The organism is Desulforhopalus sp. (genome assembly GCA_030247675.1).
In the GTDB taxonomy this organism is placed as follows: domain Bacteria; phylum Desulfobacterota; class Desulfobulbia; order Desulfobulbales; family Desulfocapsaceae; genus Desulforhopalus_A.
On sequence record JAOTRX010000006.1, the window covers coordinates 319,402 to 340,169 of the forward strand.

The 20,768-nt window shown below is 55.8% G+C and carries 14 protein-coding genes; 6 read left to right on the forward strand and 8 right to left on the reverse strand.

Features of this window, described 5'->3' with window-relative positions; all coding sequences use genetic code 11:
- Nucleotides 1–68 precede the first annotated feature (68 nt).
- On the reverse strand, nt 69–2,984 hold the full coding sequence (locus OEL83_14710; protein ID MDK9708292.1) for an insulinase family protein: 2,916 nt from the start codon (nt 2,982–2,984) through the stop codon (nt 69–71).
- 72 nt (nt 2,985–3,056) lie between these two features.
- The gene (dtd, locus tag OEL83_14715) at nt 3,057–3,521 is read right to left on the reverse strand and encodes a D-aminoacyl-tRNA deacylase (protein ID MDK9708293.1); all 465 of its coding nucleotides are present in this window, start codon (nt 3,519–3,521) and stop codon (nt 3,057–3,059) included.
- Between the two features lie 209 nt (nt 3,522–3,730).
- On the opposite strand from dtd, the gene OEL83_14720 reads away from it, so the two are divergent.
- Nucleotides 3,731–4,126, forward strand: a complete 396-nt coding sequence (locus OEL83_14720; protein ID MDK9708294.1) for a hypothetical protein — start codon at nt 3,731–3,733, stop codon at nt 4,124–4,126.
- Between the two features lie 55 nt (nt 4,127–4,181).
- Here the strand turns inward: OEL83_14720 and OEL83_14725 are convergent, their stop codons facing one another.
- Nucleotides 4,182–5,423, reverse strand: a complete 1,242-nt coding sequence (locus OEL83_14725) for a response regulator (GenBank protein ID MDK9708295.1) — start codon at nt 5,421–5,423, stop codon at nt 4,182–4,184.
- Between the two features lie 142 nt (nt 5,424–5,565).
- On the opposite strand from OEL83_14725, the gene OEL83_14730 reads away from it, so the two are divergent.
- Entirely contained in the window at nt 5,566–5,763 is a 198-nt protein-coding gene (locus OEL83_14730; GenBank protein ID MDK9708296.1) for a hypothetical protein, read from the forward strand.
- Between the two features lie 25 nt (nt 5,764–5,788).
- Here the strand turns inward: OEL83_14730 and OEL83_14735 are convergent, their stop codons facing one another.
- The 3 genes from OEL83_14735 to OEL83_14745 all read right to left on the reverse strand — a co-directional run bounded on the left by OEL83_14735 (nt 5,789) and on the right by OEL83_14745 (nt 11,095).
- Nucleotides 5,789–7,090, reverse strand: coding sequence for a sigma-54 dependent transcriptional regulator (locus OEL83_14735; GenBank protein MDK9708297.1), 1,302 nt, complete (start codon nt 7,088–7,090; stop codon nt 5,789–5,791).
- A gap of 3 nt (nt 7,091–7,093) precedes the next feature.
- The gene (locus tag OEL83_14740) at nt 7,094–8,782 is read right to left on the reverse strand and encodes an ATP-binding protein (GenBank protein ID MDK9708298.1); all 1,689 of its coding nucleotides are present in this window, start codon (nt 8,780–8,782) and stop codon (nt 7,094–7,096) included.
- 381 nt (nt 8,783–9,163) lie between these two features.
- A complete protein-coding gene (locus tag OEL83_14745) occupies nt 9,164–11,095 on the reverse strand; it encodes a methyl-accepting chemotaxis protein (GenBank protein MDK9708299.1) in 1,932 nt (643 codons plus the stop codon).
- Nucleotides 11,096–11,496: 401 nt separating this feature from the next.
- Here OEL83_14745 and OEL83_14750 point away from each other — a divergent pair, with 401 nt between their 5' ends.
- The 3 genes from OEL83_14750 (at nt 11,497) to OEL83_14760 (ending at nt 13,778) form a co-directional block, all read left to right on the forward strand.
- On the forward strand, nt 11,497–12,186 hold the full coding sequence (locus OEL83_14750) for an arginine N-succinyltransferase (protein ID MDK9708300.1): 690 nt from the start codon (nt 11,497–11,499) through the stop codon (nt 12,184–12,186).
- Between the two features lie 59 nt (nt 12,187–12,245).
- Nucleotides 12,246–12,737 carry an MCE family protein gene (locus tag OEL83_14755; GenBank protein MDK9708301.1) on the forward strand — a complete coding sequence of 164 codons (492 nt, stop codon included), beginning with the start codon at nt 12,246–12,248 and terminating at the stop codon, nt 12,735–12,737.
- A gap of 105 nt (nt 12,738–12,842) precedes the next feature.
- Complete coding sequence (locus OEL83_14760; protein ID MDK9708302.1) at nt 12,843–13,778, forward strand: metallophosphoesterase family protein; 936 nt, start codon at nt 12,843–12,845, stop codon at nt 13,776–13,778.
- 19 nt (nt 13,779–13,797) lie between these two features.
- Here the strand turns inward: OEL83_14760 and OEL83_14765 are convergent, their stop codons facing one another.
- Nucleotides 13,798–15,570 (reverse strand): glucan ABC transporter ATP-binding protein/ permease, encoded by a 1,773-nt coding sequence (locus tag OEL83_14765; GenBank protein MDK9708303.1) that lies wholly within the window; start codon nt 15,568–15,570, stop codon nt 13,798–13,800.
- Complete coding sequence (locus OEL83_14770) at nt 15,539–18,016, reverse strand: acetate--CoA ligase family protein (GenBank protein ID MDK9708304.1); 2,478 nt, start codon at nt 18,014–18,016, stop codon at nt 15,539–15,541. Before OEL83_14770 ends, OEL83_14765 begins: the two co-directional genes overlap by 32 nt.
- Before the next feature lie 278 nt (nt 18,017–18,294).
- Between OEL83_14770 and OEL83_14775 the strand changes: the two genes are divergently transcribed.
- Nucleotides 18,295–20,768, forward strand: a 2,474-nt coding sequence (locus tag OEL83_14775) for a FecR domain-containing protein (protein ID MDK9708305.1), incomplete at its 3' end; no start/stop codon positions are given.

Genomic DNA, 20,768 nt, shown 5'->3' on the forward strand with positions numbered 1-20,768 from the left:
GCCTTTGTGGTATTAGCTGAGTTGAGCAGTTGGTCTGTTCAAACCAAATTATACCTTTGCAGTGGAAACTACAACTCAACAATACTGTCGAACAGCGATCCGGCAGCCTCGATTTTGCTCCTGTTGCCGATGATGGCGCGGTGGCTGCCTGCCGTCATGGCGGCAAAGGCCGGGGCAAAACTGCGCAGATCGGCAAGGGTCGTGGCGGTGATTTCGGTCAACCGCTGTTGTTTGAACTCGGGATCGATACCGTTCAGATAATCGTTTCTGGCGGTGGCCCCTTTGGCGGCGGCGCTCTGCAGCGGGTCAAAGTTGCCGTAGGTGCCGATGATCAATTGTTCGAGGACCTTATCCGGCAGATCGAGCCCGGCGACAACCGCTGGGACCGCGTTGTAGGCGTCGTAGGTTTTCTTTACCTGGGGGTCACGGTAGCTGACATAGGCGAGATTGCCGGTCAGTTGGCCGAACTGGATAAAGCAGCCATAGGCCCCGCCCATCTGCCGCACGGTATTCCACAGATAATCCCGGGATAAATAGGTCTTCAGCACCTCGAAGTGGCCGTTATAGCCCTCGGAGTTTTTCAGGAGATTGCCGCCCTGGACGGCAAAGACCACCTCGGCGGAGGTAATAAAGGCCTCATGCGTCGCCAGCTGCGGGGCGGGTAGGGTATAGCTGGCCAGCGGTGTGGCTGGGAGGGCATCGGTGATGCACCTGCCCAGCTGCATGAGGGGCCTGAGCTCTCGGCCGTCGGCGGTTGTCGCCAGAATGAGGTTGTTGCGGTTAAAGAGCAGGCCGGCGATCTGCTGCAGGGCGGCGAGAAAGGTCTCCTCCTTCGCCTCGTAGTTGACGGCCAGGTCCTTTAATGCCAGGTAAGCGGTGACGCCACTGACCAGTTCGTTGTACAGGCCGGCAGTGCTCAGATGGGCGAAGACCCGGGTGGAGGGAAGGTTATAGCCCTCGCTGTGGGCGGAATGCTCGGCCCAGGCGAACTCCCGGCCGACGATCTCGCGTATCCGAGCCCGGTCGGCAAAGGATACCGAGGCGAAGACCTCGGCGAGGAGGTTCAATGCCTGATCCAGGTAATCCGGCAGACATTTCAGATGCAGCCAGAAGACCGGCCTGGTCGAACCGGGTTGCCGGCGGTTGGTATAAGTGGTCAGGGTGTGGGAAAAGGCACCGGTGCAGGTGGCGATTTCTTTGGCGAACTGTTGGTAGCTGAGGCGCTTGGTGCCGATCTCGGTAGCGATAGTGCCAAAGAGGTCAAGAAGCGGCAGGAGCTGCGGCGGCAGGCAGGAAAAATCAAAACCGACATCGAGGTAGGTGATGTGGTTGGTGGCCAGTTCGCTGACCAGCACCTGCTGGCCGAACATCTCCGTCGGCATGGCTTTTGGAAAATCGACCCCGGTTCCCAGGTCGCTGAGTGAGAGTTGCGGCAGAAGGGAAAGTGTTGCCAGGCTGTTCGGTTCGAGCTGTTCTTCAAGTAGCTCCCGCGTTCTGTTGATCCGGGCGCTTCTCTCCGCCTCGGACAGGGTGGCATCGTGGGCGGCGAGACGTGCCTGTTCCTCGGTCTGGGAGCGCTTTTGCTTTTCCGGGTCGGGGCTCAGGGTAACAACGACCGTCGCCTGATTGTCGAGGAGATAGTGTTTGATCAGCTCTTCAAAGTAGCCCTCGTTCAAGGCCTTGCGACGCAGGGTGGCTATCAGTTCTTCGCTGGTCAGGTTTTCGATGGGGTCAGTGCCGTAGCGGAGGCCGAGCATCGCCTTGCTGAGGAGGTCGAGGCCCCGCTGGGCCTTGCTGGCATCTTCCCGCAGACTGAATTCGAACTTGTTCAGTTCCGCCAGCACCAGATCGTGATCAAGCCCTTCCTCCACCATTTTCTCCAGGGTGGTTTTGTAGAGACTGAGGAAGGTATCGCGGTGCCCTGCCTCACTGCCGACAAGATAGGTGATCATCAGGGTTTTGCTCGATGAATTGGCCATGAAGAAGCCACCGAAATCCTTGCACAGACCGCTGGAGACAATGGCATTTTTCAGGGGTGAGCCGTCGGAGTTGAAGAGGATGTTGGCGATGATCTGAAAGGCGGTATTCTCCTGCCGCATGGCGATTGTCGCCACGTTGGTGCCGACGGCAAGAAAGGTCTTGGCCTCGGTTTCGCCGCTGTCGACGGCGTAGCTTTCGCTTATGTACACCGGTTCCGTCGGCGAGTCGCCCTGGGTGATCATGGCCTTTTTGCCCGCCGCATAAGCGGATAAAAACCGGTCCTGGAGAAAATGCAATTCGTCCAGCAAAGGGGCATCGCCATAGAGGAGGAAGAAGCCGTTGCTCGGGTGATAGTGGTCCTTGTGGAATTGGCAGAACTGCTCGAAGGTCAGGTCGGGGATGTTTTTTGGATCGCCGCCGGATTCGTGGGCGTAGGTTGATCCGGGCATGAGGCCGCCAAAGATATTATGGAAGATATGGCGGATGGGGTCGGAGAAGGCCCCCTTCATCTCGTTGTAGACGACTCCCTGAAATTCGAGCGGGCTTTCCGGGCCTTCCTGGTGATAGTGCCAGCCTTCCTGCTCGAAGGTGCTTTTAGCCAGCAGCGGATTGAAGACCACATCGCAATAGACATCCATGATGTTGAAATATTCTTTCAGGTTGCGGGTGGCAAAAGGGTAGTAGGTGATGTCGGCGCCGGTCATGGCATTGAGAAAGGTGGTCAGCCCGCCCTTGTTGATCTCGCCGAAGACGTCCTTGACCGGATATTTTTTTGAGCCCATGAGTACCGAGTGCTCAAGGATATGCGCCACCCCGGTGGAGTCGGTGGGGACGGTGTTGAAGGCGACGGTGAAGGTCTTGTTGGTGTCGCTGTTTTTGATTGCCAGGAGCGGGCATTTCAGAAGCTCATGCTCAAAGAGGTAGACGTCCGAGTTGATTTCTTTGAGGAAGGTATGGGTCTTGAGGAAAAAGCCGGCATAGGTGGAACCTTGGCTGAAAGTCATTGTGCGTCCTTGTAGGAGGTGATATTTGTAATGTTATAGCTGAATTGAGCAACTTGTTTGCTCATACAAAACTTATGCCCTCGCGGTAACAAAGGTTTTCTCCGAATCGAGGAGAAGGGTGACCGGGCCGTCATTCACCAGGCTCACCGCCATATCGGCGGCGAAGGTGCCGGTGGCCACGCCTATCCCCCGCTGTCGCACCTCTCTAACAAATTGATTGTAGAGAGGTTCGGCGATCTCCGGAGGGGCGGCCATGGAAAATCCCGGTCGTCTACCCTTGCTGCAATCGCCGTAGAGCGTGAACTGCGAGACGATAAGCATTTCGCCGCGGTTGTCCGCAAGGGAGATATTCATTTTTCCTGCCGCATCGGCAAAAATCCGCAGATGCATGATTTTATCGACTAGCCAGAGGAGGTCATCGGCGGTGTCGCCGCTGCGGATGCCGAGAAGAACCACCAGACCCCGGCCAATGGCGGCAGTGGCCGCACCGTTTATTTCGACCCCAGCCCGGCTGACCCGTTGCACTACCGCCCGCATCATTTCTCCTCTTTCCAGAAGGCTTTTATAAAAGGCCGTTTGCGGCGACCATTGTTGAAATGATTTTGGCGACGGTGGAAGCGGAGAGATTTCCCGCCTGCACAGTCACGAAGAATTCATTTCATTTGAAGGTAGTCAAATGGTATAGTGATTTCAACGGGTATTTGCAGCGGGTGATTTGAAAAGTCCACGTTCATACGGAAAAACCAATGATCAAACAACTTCAGAATCTTTTAAGCCAGATGTCGAAAGAGTTGCCGGGAATTTTAGCGGCAGCGGTGGTTACAGTTGAGGATGGAATGTCCATTGCAGAGGTCCGGCGGCGGGAGGATATTGATACTGCTTCCGCCGCTGCCTATCTGGCCTCTATAGTAAAATCAAATGCCAAGGCGCTCAAGCTGTTGGCCGATGATGAAGAACTCGAGGATATCCTGATCACTACCCGCCAGTATCATTTTATTATCAGGCATGTTGATGACCAGCCATTCTTCATCTTTGTCATGACCTCCAAGGAGGAATGGCTAGGCAAGGCACGGCTGCTGATCAAAAAATACGAGACACAATTCAGCAGATTTGCGGTGTATTTCCTGAAGAACTATCAGTAGCCGGGGCCTTGCATGGTGCCGGACATGACCCGCCGGCAGGGGACTCCAGGGCTTCTTAAAGGGATGCAGCTTCCTTTATTTTGCTGGCATTTTTCTTGATGCTCATGCGGATCCAGCCGAGATTGGTTTCCTGATCGGCAACGATTACCAGAAAGGCGTCTTCGCCTACCGGGGCGAACATTACCGGCCCGTTACTAAATTCGAACATGGTCATGCGGAGGTCGCCCTGACCGAGTTGGGTCCCCATCGACTCTGCCGAGCCAAAGCCTGAAGAGGCAATTGCTCCGATCATTTCCGCATCGATTCCGGTGCGGGCGAGACTGTCCAGGAGAAAGCCATCGCGGCCTACTACGCAGGCGGTATGGACCCCCTCTATACTGGTGAACTCGGCTAATATTTTCTGAATTGCGGTCATCTCAAACTCCTCTGTAAACGTTGATTGTTGGCTGGTTGATAGGTTTTCCGTAGGCTCCTCTTCCGGAATCTCTTCTAGCGGTAGTTCCTCTTCTTCGGCAGGTGAGTCCGGGGTGGCCGGAGTGCTTTCTTGCGGTTCGGGTATGTCGACAATGCTCTCTAGAGAAGACAAGTCATCTTCTTCAACCGAAAGATCTTCCAGAGTAGCGGCTTTTTCGTCGTTTTTTACTGCCGTTTCAAAGAGCAGTGCCTCAATGCTCTTCTTGATGCTCACCACGGGCGGCTGGACCCCCCTGATGTTCTGCAGGGAGCCGCCGTTGAAGCCAAGGATGGTGAAGAAGGCATCTTCGCCGCTCTCTTTGCCGCACATGGCATGCACCACCTCTCCGTCCTTGAAAAAAATCATTCCTTCCAGATTACCGGTTGTCACCTTCAGGGCCGCTGTTGCCCTGGAGAGCCCGTTAAACTGGACAATGTCTATCAGGTCGACGCCGTCAACAGTTCCCTGGAAGCCCTCATTGGCCCCGAGAAGGTCTTCAACGATAGTTCTGACCACCTTGATATCGAAGGGCTTCTCAATGTAGCGCAGGCTGCCGCTCATCATCGCCTTGTTCTCGTAGGCGCTCGACGGATAGGCCGTCATGATAATAACACCGGTTCCGGGGAAGCGGTTGTTAATCTCTATCAACAGGTCGAGACCGTTCATTCCTGGCATGTTGATGTCGGTGATGACCAGATTGACTGCCGTGTCTTTCAGTACCACCAGGGCCTCTTCTGCGGACTTTGCCGCGAGTATCTCAACGTTGTTCATGCCTTTGTTGAGATTTCTCTGGAGCATCCACAGCATATCCTCTTCGTCGTCAACAACCAGAACTCTTTTCATAATCTCACCGGGTTTTTTGTGTCCTGTTTTTCACAGGTAGTCGATCCTCTGGAGTCGTTTGCGTTCTTGTATCTCCGGACAGTTTTCGTCCGGACACCGGGCATATTGCAAAAGGAGTTCCATCTGTTCAATGTTAATTAATATGCTGAATATATTTGGAAATATCAAGGCATGGGGGAGGGTGGGATGGGCGAGATTGGCCAGATTCTGGCCAGTTGGTCAGGATCTGGCCAATCACTTCGCCGCTGCATCAGCCGGTACCTGCACCTGCTGCGCCATGCGGCTCCTCATCGTTCTCACATGTACCGTCGCGGTGCTGCCGGCTCAGCCTGCAGCTTAGGCCCCATCTTCAGGTAGAAATGGAACTACAGGTTATCGCGCAGAGTGGTCCGGGAAATACCGAGAATCTTAGCCGCCTTCGATTTGTTGTTGTTGACGGCATTGAGTACCTTCTTGATATACTGCTGTTCCATCTCCTTGAGGCTGATCAAGGATTCTTTCTTGCCGCAGCCGGAGGGGGTATCAGGATTGAGTCCAGACATGGTCAGCCAGCCGTTCTGGGTGAAGATGACCTCCCGCTCAATGAGATTACGCAGCTCTCTGATGTTGCCCTGCCAGTCGTGGCGGAGGAGTTTGCCGCGAGCCTCGGGGGTGAAGCCCTGAATATTCTTTTTCAGCTCCCGTTGCAGCTGATGGAGAAAAAAGTCGGCGAGAAGGAGGACATCCTCGCCGCGATTGCGGAGCGGCGGCAGAGAAATGGGCAAGACGTTCAGCCGGTAATAGAGGTCCTCGCGAAAGCCTCCCCGGTCTATCTGCTCCTCAATGTCGGCATTGGTGGCGGCAATGATGCGGATCTTCACCTGGATATCCTTCCGTCCACCGACCCGCCGGAAGGTTGATTCCTCAATGAGCCGGAGCAGCTTTGGTTGGAGATCGATGGGCAGATTGCCTATTTCATCGAGAAACAGGGTGCCGCCGCTGGCGACCTCGACCAGACCCTTCTTGTCGCTACGGGCATCGGTAAAAGCCCCCTTGTCATAGCCGAAGAGTTCCGATTCCATCAGGTTCGACGAGAGGGTGCCGCAGTCAACCTTGACAAAGACCCCGTTCTGGCCGGTACGGCTTTCGTGGATGGCCCGGGCCACCAGCTCCTTGCCTGTGCCGGTTTCGCCGGTAATGAGGACGGCTGCCTCGACCTGGGCGGCCATGCGGATGGCCTCCTTCACCCGGGTCATTGGCGGACTGTTGCCGATGATGGAGGTGACACCGACAGCCTGGTGGAGGAGGCTGGCCGTTCTGCGCATCAGCCGGGCGTGGAGGATTCTCCCCAGTATTGCCTTGAATTCGATGATATCAAAGGGCTTGACGATATAATCGATGGCGCCGGCCCGCAGGGACTGGACGGCGGTTTTGGCATCGTTGAGGCCGGTGAGCATGACGATATCGATATCATCGCCAATCTCCTTGATCGTGCCGATAAGGTCGATACCGCTGCCGTCGGGCAGGCCGATGTCGAGAAACACCAGATCGACAATCGCCGAACGGAGCATATCCAGGGCGTCGGCGCCATTGGCGGCGGTGGTTACCCGGTGGCCCTGTTTTTCGACAATCTTTGCCAGGGAAAAGCGCAGGTCTTCCTGGTCATCGACAATGAGCACCGCGCCCATCGGCTACACGTCCGCCCGGAAAAAGATGGTAAAGGTGGTGCCCTTGCCTTCCTTGCTTTCGAGGATAATATCGGCGTCGTTTTCCTTCAGGGTGCGGTAGACGATAGCCAGGCCGAGGCCGGCGCCGGAGGTCTTGGTGGTGAAAAATGGCTCGAACACCTGCTCGGCTACGTGGGCCGGCATGCCCGTGCCGTTGTCGGTGAAGTGGACGATGACGTAATGCTGGCCGCTGAGAAGGGCCGGATACCTCTTTTTGTAGTATTTGAGCGAGCTGGCACTGAGCAGGGTGGCGGAAATCTCGATATGGCCATTGCCGGAAGTGGCATCGATGGCGTTGAGGAACAGGTTGAGAAAGACCTGCTGGACCTGGTGCGGGTCGGCGATGATCGCCGGCAGCCCCGAGCTGACATCCTCGGAGAAGGTAATATTATTTTTGGTCAGCCGGTTATTGATGAGCGGCATGGTCTCGGTGATGATCGAGGAAAGCGAGGTCGGCCGCTTGTTCGGTTCGGCGGGGCGTGCATAGGAAAAGAAGTCGCCGAGCAGTTCGTTCAGCCGGTCGACCTGGCGGATGATCCGTTGCGCGCACTCCAGCTGTTCGCTGCTGTCTTTTGACTCTTCTTCGATGGACTGGGCCATGATCTTGATGCCGGCGAGGGGATTGCGCACCTCATGGGCCACCGCCGAGGCAATTTCCGCAACCGTCGACAACCGGTTCATCTTTTCCATTTCCTTGCGTACGTACTTCAACTCGGAAATATCGGAAAGGGAAATGATTATGCCGACCTTGTTGCCCCGGGAATCTTCTCTGACGACATTGGAAAAACCGATGATCTTCTTTTCCCGGGCGGGAGTGACAATGACCAATTCCTTATCGAGCTGACCTGGTTCGGTGGAGGCGGTGGAGAGGAGCTGGTCGGCGGTGCTTTCTCCAAGGAAGTCAGAGAGGTACTGGCCTTGCAGTGATTCGGTGTATGGCCGGAAAATTGCTTGGGCGGCGGCGTTGCTGGTCCTGATCTTGCCATCAAGGTCGGCAACGATCAGCCCGTGGTTCAGGCCCTGGATAATCGATTCGGAGAATCGTTTTTCCTCCCGCAGATTAGTAATGGAGCCACGCAGGTCAATTACCAGCTGGATAAGCTGCTGGTTCATCTGTTGACTCTCGATGATAATCGCCATGATGCTGGCTATTGCCTCAAGAAGCTCGGTGGTTTGCGGTGATTGTTGGTGGTGCGGGGTGGCGTAGGCGGTAAAGACACCAAGGAGTGTGCCGTCACGAAGGACGGGGATACAATAGTTGCCGTTAAAGGGATCGGTGGATTTTGCGCCCTTCGCTAAGGGAGGCAATGAGCTGAAAAAGCGGGTGGTTGCCGATTTTATGGTCAGACCGCAGTGACAAAATCCGAATCGTTTGGTGTTGCAGGGCATGCCCTCCGGGTGAGGAAATCCTCGGGAGATCACCAGGTTCAGCGATTGCAGATCCCGTTCAACAACGAACAGGGCGATCTTGGGACCAAGGCCGAGGTGGTCGGCAGCCAGGAGATAGTCGAGAATGCGGCCGATTTTTGTTTTTATGGGCAATTGTTCGAGAGCTGTTTTCAGAACATCAACAAGGATAGTCTGGTGGCTCTGTATGTGGGTACGCAAAGGGACATCCACTTCTCCTTCTTGATGCCGTCGCGTCTGCTCCATAAACTGTTCCCGTTTTTATCTATAGGGACCCGGTAATACGGCTCGCGCCGGTGAATGATATGCAGGCCCTAATTGCAGAAAGTCAAACTCCTCTGCAAAATACAACGATCTGCAGAGAAAAAACAAGGAAATAGCAATCGTTATCAAAAGAATTAGTAGATTTTCCGTATCCAGGGCGCCTGTCGACGGGATTTTTTGGAAGGGTTTGGTTTTTTGTCTATGTGGCGCTAGTCACTAGACCCCGCTTGCTTCAGTGATAGAATTTTCCGGCGGGTGGGGGCAATGTCGGTGTCATCAAGGAGGAAAGAGGGCTGTTGTCTGAGGAGATAGCGGCACGGCCCTGGATGTTTTTTGCCAAGGCCAATACCACTGTGATTGCGATCAATATTTGAAGCGTCCGACAATCCGGTTCAGCCCTTCGGCAAGGGCATTCAGGGAATCGGAGCTGTCTTTAACATGTGAGCAACTCCCCAGCATCTGCGCGGCATCCTCACTTACCTGATTGATTTCATGGGCGATATCGGTTGCCGTCATGGAGCTTTGCCCAACATTTTCATTGACGCCCTGAATGCCGGCGGAGGCCTGGCTGATATTGGCGGCTATTTCCTTGGCGGTGGCCGATTGCTCTTGAACGGCGGTGAAAATCAGGGCGACGGTGCTGTTCACTTTATGGATGACCTCGGCTATCTCGGCTATTTCTTTGATCGTCAGTTGCGTAGAATTTTGAATGTCACCGATTTTGCTCTTAATGTCTTGGGTCGCTTGAGTTGTTTGACTGGCCAGCGCCTTTATTTCGTTGGCGACAACTGCAAACCCTTTGCCGGCCTCACCAGCTCTTGCCGCTTCTATGGTGGCATTCAGGGCGAGGAGATTGGTTTGTGCCGATATCTCGGTGATAATCTCAGTTACCTTGCTGATCGCCGTTGCCGCGTTACCGAGATGATTGACCCGTTCCGAGGCGCTGGTCGTTTTTGTCACTGCCATTTCAGTGATATTTCGGGCAGTTTCAGAGTTGCTGGCGATTTCTGAGACCGAGGCAGTCATCTCATCGGCTGCGGCGGCAACCAAATTGATGTTTTCCGATGCCTCGGAACTTGCCCCGGCAACTGTGGCCATGCTGGTACTCATGCGGTTGGCGGCGTCGGCAACTGTTGCCGATCGGGCCGAAACATTTTCGGCCCCTTCCGACATCGCCGTCGAAATTGTCAGCAGTTGATGCGCTGAATTACCTAGTTTTCCGCCATTGGCGGCGATCTCTTTAATGACAAGGTCCATTTTGTCGATAAAGACATTGAACCAGGACGCGAGTTCACCCACTTCATTTTTGTAGGTGATATTCAACCTCTTGGTGAGGTCGCCTTCACCCTCGGCGACATCCCGCAGGCCGGCGGTTACATCGTGGATCGGACCGGTAATCGAATGGGTGGTCAGCCAGGCAAAGAACAGCCCCATGGCAATTGCGACAAAGAGGGCAATGGAGATGAAGGTTCGGGACACGCCATTGACCTTTTCGACCTGTTGGGCACTTTCTTCCATCAATTTCAGGGAAATGGCATTGGCCTGAGCATCAATGGTCTGCATCTGCTTTCCACGTTCCAGCTGATTTTCCACAAGCCGGAAATATTCCAGCGTCTGCGGTTGGACTTTTTGAAACCGTTCAAGGATTTTCCCATGAACCTCCTTCAGGCTTGTACTGTTTTCAATGATTTTGTACCACTCCTGGATACTTTCCTCGAACTTCTTGCCTGAGGCAAGGGTGGCCTTTTTACTGGTTTCGCTGGCCCGCTCGAAATAGGACCGGATATTCGAGGAATACAGCTTGTAGTTGAGGACCATATCTTCGTACTTGAAGGACCCGGTTTTGATGAGATCCTCGTATCCTTCAAAAAGCTGCAGCGTCGGGGCAATGAGAGAGGCCTTTTTCGTTTCATCCTCGTTCTGCAGAGTAAAGGCCTGCCGGTAGGATTCGTACTGCAGTTTGAGCTGAGCGAGGGCGTCCTTGGTTGTCTGGGAAATATTGCTCTGCAAATGGGCATCGGCATCGCGGATAAGTACCTCAAGGGCGGAGAACACCTTGTCGCGGGCAAGGGCCTGGGCATCGCGGCCGGTATTGTGGCTGTTGAGCAGATAGATGTAATATTGCTCACGCACTCCGGCAAATTGCTCTTGGCCGGCACTGATCTGCCTTGACAGGGACACGGTACGAACGACATTCGTCAAAGAGAGCAGACCGGATCCGCCGACGATACAGGTCAGAAGCAATACCACAGCAAAGCCAAGACCGAGCTGTGTCCGCAGTTTCCAGCTTTTCATCAAAGTTCTCCAGTTTAGTGGTGGGTTATGAGGTGTTGTTTACAGCTATTCTCTAATATTAATAAAGGACTGTCAACGCACAGGATCGGAATATTTCCGAAATGAATGATAACAACCGGTTCACCATCTCGCTGAGCTTCCTCGTCATTGCCGCTTGCCAGTTGAGTGTCCCTTGCTGAGGCTCATGCCGGCTTGAAGTGGTTTTGATACTGTGCGACCCTGCATGAGGTCTCTATCCCACAATAAGCCGTCATCGGTGGATTGAGACAGGCGCTTTTTTTGTTTCCTTTGGCTGCCGATCCCCATGTTCAAAATACGATCAGGTTTGCAATTTGACAGGCCGGGAGTTTTTTTCTATAGAGAAGAGAAGATGAAAATTCTAAAATTCAGGGAGCACTATCGTGGAACAGCAGCAGCGATCTTCCGGTCTTTCAGGACTTCAAATCACCGGCATCGTCCTCCTGTCCATGCTGGTGACAATGGTAGCGACCCTGTTTATCGTTAAGATCTGGTTCTTCCCCACGCCGTTTACACCGGTTGTCCTCAGCCCGGTTGAAGAAAGCCAGCTTGAGGTGAAGTTGGCACAGTTTGGACGATTTGCAAACCCAAACCATCCCTCCTCCAGCCTTCCCAAAAGGGCCAACCCCCCTTCGTCAGCCGGCGAACCGCAACCCGAGGTCTATTCGGAAGAGGGCGCGTCCCGGGAAATCAGACTGTCAGAACGAGAAATCAATGCGCTGGTTGCTAAGAACACCGACTTGGCGAGCAAGATGGCCATTGACCTTTCCGAGGATTTGGTCAGTCTCAAGATGCTCATTCCGCTGGACCCGGATTTTCCCTTTATTGGTGGCCAGACCCTGAAGGTACGGGCCGGAGTCGAAATCGCCTATCGTCAAGGCCTGCCGGTATTCATCCTGCGTGGCGTTTCGGTCATGGGAGTACCTCTCCCCAATGCCTGGATGGCAGGCCTGAAAAATATCGACATGGTTAAGGTCTTCGGCTCAGAACCGGGATTCTGGAGGAGCTTTGCTGATGGAGTTGCATCCATCCAGGTGCGGGAAGGTACGTTGCGGATAGTTTTAAACGAATGAATAAGGTAAAAGTCTTATCAATATGAACTGGAACTATAGGGATTGAGATGAAAAAATTAATGATCGCATTGCTCGTGGCGCTGGTGCTTGGCGGAGGGAGCTATGGTTTATGGCAGCTTTACCAACAGGAAAATTCCATCACCGTCGTCTTTGCCGACGCCAATGGGCTGAGTCCGGGAACCGGTGTTTGGATGGCTGGTGTTGAGATCGGCAAGGTCCAACAACTGCAAATCGCCGGTGATGGAGTTGCCTTGTCGATTTTTTTGAAAAAAGAGGTACGAGAACAACTGACCGATCACGCCCTTTTTGTCATCGATCCCGGCGCTGACAGGAACAGTACGCCTGTCGTCCGAGTAAAGGCTGGTGCCGGCGGGGTGGCGCCACTTCCGGCAAAGGTACGATTGAAAGGCGTAAATTCATACGCCCTCTGGCAATTGAATGATTATTCGCAGAAGGTGTTTGAATTCATTAACGAGCCACAGCTGCAGGAAGGTATCAAGCGTCTGGAGCAACTTGGCAGTGAATTGAAGGGTGGTGAACCGCAGAAATGAGGCGATTTGGCGGTTTTGGTCCTATTGGGCATGATCATCAGCGGTTAAAGGGGAGAGCGGTCAATGGAAATTTTGCCGTAATACCTGGGGCCGGCAGAGGAGTCAATGAAACGGTCATTGCGGTATCGAGCTGACGGAACCTTCACCATCGTCCAGTTTACCGACACCCACTTCGGTAACGGCGAGGGAGTGGATAGCCGCACCTCCACTCTCATGTCGCAGGTACTCGATGCGGAGCGCCCGGACCTGGTCATCTTCACCGGCGATGTCATCGGCGGGCAGCAGGGTGAAAATCTGCCGCAGTCGGCCTGGCGTGCGGCTACCGCACCTGTACTCGCCCGCGACCTGCCCTGGTGCGCCGTATTTGGCAACCACGACGACGAATGCGGGGCGTCGCGCCGGCAGTTGCTGGCCCTGCAGCAGGAAATTCCCGGCTGTTTGACGCGTCCCGGCCCTTCCCGGGTCTCCGGGCTCGGCAACTTTTTCCTTCGCATCCATTCGGCCAAAGACCGGACGGCTGCGGCGTTGCTCTGCTGCCTGGATTCCAACAGCTACGCCGAAACCGCTGTCGGCGGATACGGTTGGGTCCGCGGTGATCAGATCCGCTGGTTCAGCCAGGTTGTACACCATCTGAAATCCTCTGCCGGGACTGCATTTTCGCCGCCGGTCCTGGTGTTTCTCCATATCCCCCTGCCCGAATACAACGATGTCTGGCGGGAGGCTGTCTGTCTGGGTGAAAAAAACGAGGATGTCTGCTGTCCGCGCCTCAACACCGGCCTCTTTGCCGCCATGCATCTTGCCGGTAATGTCCGGGGAGTCTTCGCCGGCCACGACCATACCAACGATTACCAGGGCAGTCTCCACGGAATCAGCCTTTGTTACGGCCGAGCCACCGGTTACAACAGCTACGGCAGTGATGGTTTTCTGCGCGGCGCCCGGATCATCCGCCTGCACGAGGACCGCCCGGACTTCACAACTTGGCTGCGTCTGGAAGATGGCAGCCGGATCGATCGCTCCCCTGGCCCCTCTCTCTCTGAATGATTGTGTTTACCGGCTTTCTTTATGGCTTTTTTTGCAACGAGTCTGCCTGCGCCGCGACCAGCTGGGCAAAGAGGCCGCTTCCCCTTGCGAGCTCATCGTAGGTGCCGCGCTCGATAATCCGCCCCTGTTGAAAGACCAGGATGAGATCGGCCTTGCGGATGGTCGCCAGACGGTGGGCGATGATCAAGGTGCTCCGCCCCTCCATCAGTGTCTCAAAGGCCTTCTGAACCTTGGTCTCGGTAGCCGAATCGAGGGCGCTGGTTGCCTCATCAAGGACAAGGATCGGCGGGTTTTTAAGGAGAACTCGGGCAATCGCCAATCGCTGGCGTTCGCCGCCGCTGAGCTTTGATCCCCGCTCGCCGATGAGTGTCTGGTAGCCCTGCGGCTGGCGCATGATGAAGTCATGCGCCTGGGCCTGGCGGGCGGCGTTGACCATCTCTTCATCAGTGGCATCCGGTCGGCCAACCTTTAAATTCTCCTCTATGGTGCGAAAGAACAACAGGCTTTCCTGGAAGACGACGCCGATATTGGCGCGTAGCGAATCGAGGGTCACCTGGCGGATGTCGGTGCCATCGATCAGCACCTGGCCCTGCTCCGGATCGTATTGCCGCAGCAGCAGGCCCATGGCCGTACTTTTGCCGGCGCCGGTTTCACCGACAAGGCCTACAACCTGACCCGGTTCCATGGTGAAACTGACGCCATCCAGGGCCTTTCGGCCGGATTCGTAGGAAAAGACGATATTGTTGAAATCCACCCGGCCGGCGACCCGGGTGAGCGGGAGCGCCCCCGGCAGGTCCTGTACCGTTGACCGGGTGTCGAGGATATCGAAGAACATCGCTAATGATGGCGCCTGCATAAAGAGGTTGTTTACGAAAGACACCACCTGATCGAGACGGCCGATGAGGTGGGTGGCAAAGCCCATAAAGGTGACGATGGAGCCGACGCTGGCCTCGCCGTGCAAGTTGAGCCAGGCCCCCATGGCAAAGATGGCTATGATGGTCGTCGTTGAGGCCGCGCCGCTGAGGACACTCACCACCGCCCACCAGTTGAGTACTGGAAACTGGGCCTTCAGGACCTGATCGATGACCAGCCGCAACTGGCGCAGTTCTGCCGCCTGGCGGACAAAGCTCTGCACCAGAAGGACGTTGCCGATGGCATCGCCCGCCTGTTCAGCCAGCCTGGTATGCTGCGATTGGACCTCGCACTGGGCGTTATTGGTGCGGTGGGTGACAAAGGCGGTAGCCGCCGCGGAAACGGCGGTCAGGACAATGAGCACCATTGCCAGTTTCCAGTTAAGGAAAATGGTTAGGGGCAAGAGGACCAGCAGGGCGACCAGGGTAGAGAGGTGACTGCGGAACATCGACAGCCAGAGATTGAACAGATTGTCGCCGCCGGAGAGCATGATGCTCAGCAGCCGGCCCGAATGTGCGCCGCGGTGATATGCCAGGTGCAGGCGGAGAACATGGGCGAAGTACTGCGCCATCACCTCTAGCCGCAACCGGTGGGCCAGGCGGTCGGCATGCAGGGAAACCAGTGCCCCGATAGCGATACCGCTTATGCCGACTACCAGCCACAGGCCGAAAATGCGGATGCCGTCATTCAGGGTTGCTGCGGCGCCACGACTGGCGGCCTGGGTGAGCAGATCGATAGTCCAGCCGAAAAGTATCGGTTCGATAAACGGCACTGCGGCCAGACAGAGATTGGCAAGGGTCAGGGTGATCGCCAGTCCTTGCACCGGCTTGAGCAACTTCAGGACCCGACTATAAACCTTGAGGGGCTGTAAGGTGATCATGTCCTCCCTCCATGTGAAGGTTTCCCTGCTTATGGACGAAACCGGGAGACCTGCGCAACTGCGCCGCATACAGGCGCCCCTCAATGTACATGGCCAAGGTTTGCACCGCCCGGTCCGACGAACGAAAAACTGCCATGCCCTTGGCCATCAGTTCATCAACCAGGGGATCGTAAAGACGGCCGGCGTCCACCACCCCGATTACCGGCTTGCGTAATTGGCCGGCAAGGGCCGGCATCTGCAGGGCGATGCTCTGTTTGTCGGCCATGCTGTAGCGCTCCGCCTCGTCTTCGGCGAGGGTGTGCATGGCCGGAGACAGGGGATCAAGGCCAACCACCACCGCGTCGATATCCGGGTCCTCCGCCAGATATTTGACGGCGGCCACATGGGTTTCGTCATCGGCTCCGGGATTGATGTCCATGGGGTTTTTGATCTCCACCAGCTTATCCAGACCCTTGGCCTGCAACAGGGTCCGCAGTTTGTCGCAGGTGGTGGGGGCAAGGTCTGCCATCTGCATGGCAAAATCCTCGGAGAGGATATTGTCGGCCATGCCCACCGCTTCATAACCGGCACCGCTGACCGCTGCCAGGCGATTGCCGTTGATCTCCTTGTCGTGCAAACGCTGGGCGACCATCAGCAGATCCTCAAACTGCGTGAAGGTGCCGGCCACCATGCCACCCGCCTGGCGCACGCAGGATGTGCAGACCATGTAATCTCCGGCCAGGGAGGCGGTATGGCCGGAGGTGGCGCTCTTGCCTTCGGGGGTGTAACCGGCCTTATAAAATATGACATCCTTGCCTGCCTGCACTGCCTTTCGTACGGCGCGGCAGAACTCCAGGCCATCCAGGTCTTTGAATCCTTCCGCATACACGGCAATGATGGCAAGGTCCTGATTGTCGCTCAGGTATTTGATGATATCGCCGAGGGTCAGGTCGTTCTGGTTGCCGACCGATATCATGTACGCTGGGTCAAGTTCCGGGCGTTTGCTGAGACGGGTTATCATGAAGGCCCCGCTTTGGCTGACAAAGGCAGCGGCCCGTTTGTAGGAGCCGCGTCGCTTCGGCAATTTGGCCTCGGGGATGAACATGGTGTCGTATCTGCCGGGATGGGAAATCACCCCCAGGCAATTGGCCCCGAGAAACACCGGACCGCCGTCGCCGGTCAGATGGGCGGCACTGATTTTCGCCATGACCTGCCGGGCCCGCCCGGCGCTATCGTGGGTCTCGCCCATGCCGCCGGGGATAAGCATTACCGACTCGGCAGCATCCTTGGTCAGGATCTCGTCCACCAGTTCCGGCAGCTGGCCGGCATCCACTGCCACGACCAAGAGATCGATTTTTTCCTGAAGAGCGGCGAGGCTTGGGACGCAGCGAACCCCGGCAAAACTGTCGAGGTCCGGCTTGATAATCCGGATATCCTCTCTGGGAAAGCCGTTGGCGAGGATATTGTCAAGTATGGTCCGTCCGAAATTAACCCGCGTTGTTGAGACCCCGATGATACCAATTGTGCGCGGATGCAGGAGGCGACTGACCTTTTGGTAGGGTCTGGCGACCGGTCGCCTGCCGGGCGGCGAGAAGCGGCACATGCCATCGAGCGGCACCATCAGATAATCGGTGAAGGCAAAGGGGTTGATCTCCAGTTCTTCAATGACATAGGGCGCCTGGGGATTGGCCGCCGAATAGAAGTTGGCCATGGCGATAAAGGAGCTGAAACATTCGATCAGCTGCTCGTCGGTGACGATGCGCCGCTGGCCGCGGGTCAGTCCGGCAAGTTTTTGGTAACTGATGGTCTTCTTGAAAATATTGAAAAAGGCCGGTCCGTCGGTCATGGCGGTGGAGGCGGCGACGATGGCCTGGCCTTTGCGGAATCGTTCGGCGTACAACTCGGTATCGGTGCCGCCCAGTCCGGCGCTGATGATCATCCCGAATTCCCTTGTGTTGCGGATGCCGACAATCATCTCGTTGCCGAAGGCCTCGGAATCGGGGGGCATGAACTGGACCAGCAGGACGCCGACGATATCGTCGGTAATGGCCTGGCGGAGCGCTTCGCCGGTCAAACCCAGGTATCCCTCCGGGGCATGGATGCTGCGCCGTTCGATGGCCGCGGCATAGGCTTCCGGGACCTCGTAGAGCATCCGTCGCCAGGCGGAACGGATCTTGTCCGGTATCTTCTCGACCACCTTGACCCCACCCACTTCCGTTTTGTGGATGATGGTCGGCGAGACGATCTTTAAAACCACCTTGTTCCCCGGCATGGCCAGGAGTTCTTTATCGGTCAAGCGGCTGCCCTTCGGCAACAGTTGGGTGCGCGGCGGTGTCTCCGCCCCGGAACCGGCAAGCAGCTGATAGGTTTCGTATTCAAACAGAAAATGGCGACCCTGCATCTCCGCCTCGGCGAAAAGGCTGGTAATGATTGGGAAATTGATTGTCAGTGCCGGTTGGTCTGTCATGGGTGGTTGGTGGTTGCTGTTGAGTTCGCGTAAAATTGTCTGGTTATGATGTATCACAGTCATTGGCAGGATTCAATGCAGGGTGAAGCCGATACCGGCGAGAAAAATCTCTTTTACAACGGCAGGAATTGACAATGGCTAACAATGAAGGATATTAAGTTGTGGGGAGTAAAAATAGGAGATAAAAGCTAGGTTGCGCAGGTTTTCCTGCAGAAACGAAACTTATGACAGGTTTTTGCCCTGCCAAAGAGGACAACTATCAACCAAGGAGATTGGCCATGGGGAACGTTATGCGTTACCTGAACCTCTTGTTTTTGTTCGTTGCCGGCGGGGTGTTACTTGCCGGTGTTGCGGTCGCTGCGACTGACAATGAGGAGGAAATTCTCGTTGGCCGGATTGCGCACGTTGAAGGGAAGCTTCTGCGGTACATTGAGGAAGAAAAGGACTGGGTCGTAACGGTCAAGGACGCGCCTTTTGGCCTCGAAGATGCGCTGTATTCAGGTGAAGATACTAAGGCCGAGTTTATTATGCCGAATCGCACCTGGCTGCGGATCGGAGAGAACACGCAGCTTCAGCTGATAGCACTAAATTTCGACACAACAACCGTCGATGTCGCATCCGGTCTCGCCCGTTTGTACAACAAAAGTGACGATGCCATGGTCAAGGTATCGACGCCCTTCGGCTCCGTCGTCGCTCCCGGCGGCGCGGCCTTTGACCTCTATGTCGGCGATGAGTCCCTGGAGGTCATTGCCGTTCACGGTACCGTCGACTTCATCCACGATGGTTCCTCGGCCAGATACGAGGTGCGGGAGGGAGAATCGTCGATTATTGCCAACGAAGGTGAGGTCGCCCGCGGCAATGGTACCGTCGACGCCGATTGGGACGACTGGAATGACGAGCGGGACGACCTCTGGGCGCGGCGCCTCCAGCAAAGCGAACGTTCGGCGGCCTTTTTACCCGAAGCCATTCGCGAAGAGTCCCATGTTTTTGAAGAACATGGCCATTGGGAACGTGTCTATTACGAGGGAGAGTATCGCGATATGTGGCGGCCCACCCGGGTTCAGGTGGGGTGGCGGCCGTTCACAGCCGGCCGGTGGACCGTCTACTACGGTGATAACTGCTGGATTCCCGACGAGCCTTTCGGCTATGTAACCCACCATTATGGTTCCTGGATATATATTGAATCATCTCGGGTCTGGTATTGGACCCCCCCGGCACCGCGGTTTGCGGTTGTGGTACCCGGGTTCTTTATCGGTTTTGGCTGGTTTCCGGGGCGGGTGGGATGGATACACAGCGGGCCTTCTATCGGCTGGGTGCCGCTTGCCCCGAGCGAGCCATACTATGGCTATCGCCCCTGGGGCCGTCGAACTGTTGTCGTCACCCACAGTCCTATTATCAACATTTCTATTAATATTGGCAGATATCGCTATCTCGATGAAGCCGTCGTGGTCAATCGCGACCATTTCTATAGAGGCAGCACTTACGCACCGATTGTCCAGCGAAACCTCAATAGAGACATCATCATAAACAATTATCGACCAGTCACGGTCATCAACAACACGGTCATCAATAATTTCGAGATCAACCGGCACCGTTTTACCTATAACGATGTGGAGGTGGCCCGTAAACCACACACATCGGTCATTAACCGGATTCACGACAATCATCGAACGAGCAGGGGTATCGAGCCCATCAATCGTCAGCGAATTGAGCGGGATTTGAGCCGTTTCCGGCCGCGATCGGAGCCTCCAACAAGGGTCGAGGTACCAAGGCCGATGCTTACTCCCAAGCTTGTCCCTGCCGAGAACATTGCCAAACCCATCAAAACCTTGGCCTTGCAGCAAAAGGACATTAAGCCGCAGGAGCGTGAGCGGCGGCTTGACGGGGATAAAAGACGGCCTCCACGGTCGCCTGAGCGGGAGAAAGTCGACCAGCCTCGTGAACCGGTTGTCCAGGAGGATAGAGGCAGGAGCAAGTTGCCGTCGGGTTTTCGCGGTGAGACTGTCGAGCAGATGAACCGCAAACGCGATGTATTGCAACCACCGGAGGTAGGCCGGGACGCGCAGGAAAAAAGAACCAGGACGCCGCAGCAGGAAACCATACAGTCTCCACTGGAACCCCCACAGAGGCCCGAAGCCTTGCAGAGGAAAAAGCCGCGGGAAGAGGGGCTACAGCGCGACCAGATCGCCGGGCCGAGGGATGACCAGCCTCGGCTCAGATCTCCGAGGGATAAGGGGCGACAGGAAGCCGGACAGGTGACTCCATCCGAGGAACGGATTCGGCCACCGGAAGAAATCCGCTTGCGACAGGAACAAAGACTGCAGCGGCAGCGTCGGGAAGAAGGCCAGCAGCCGAAGGATCAGGAGATAAAGCCGCCACAGCGGCAGGATGATAAACGACGCCAGGAGCAGGATTTGCAGGGACAACAGCAGGAAGATCAGCAGATCCGGCAAAAGCAGGAAAGGCAGCATTTCCCGCAGGAGGAGGTGCAGCGACGGCAGGATTCGGCAGTGAGGCCGCCAGAGCGTCGGCAGGATTCGACAGTAAAATTACCCCAGCAGCCGGATGATCGGGAGATACAACAGCGACAGAATCAGGATAATCAGCGTCGTAAGGAACAGGATCTGCAGCGGCAACAGCAGGAAGTCCAGCAGGTCCGGCAAAAGCAGGAAAGACAGCGCCAGCAGGAGGAAGATGGGCAGCGCCAGCAGGCTGAGGAACTGAAGCAGCGGCAGCAACAGGATGATAAGCG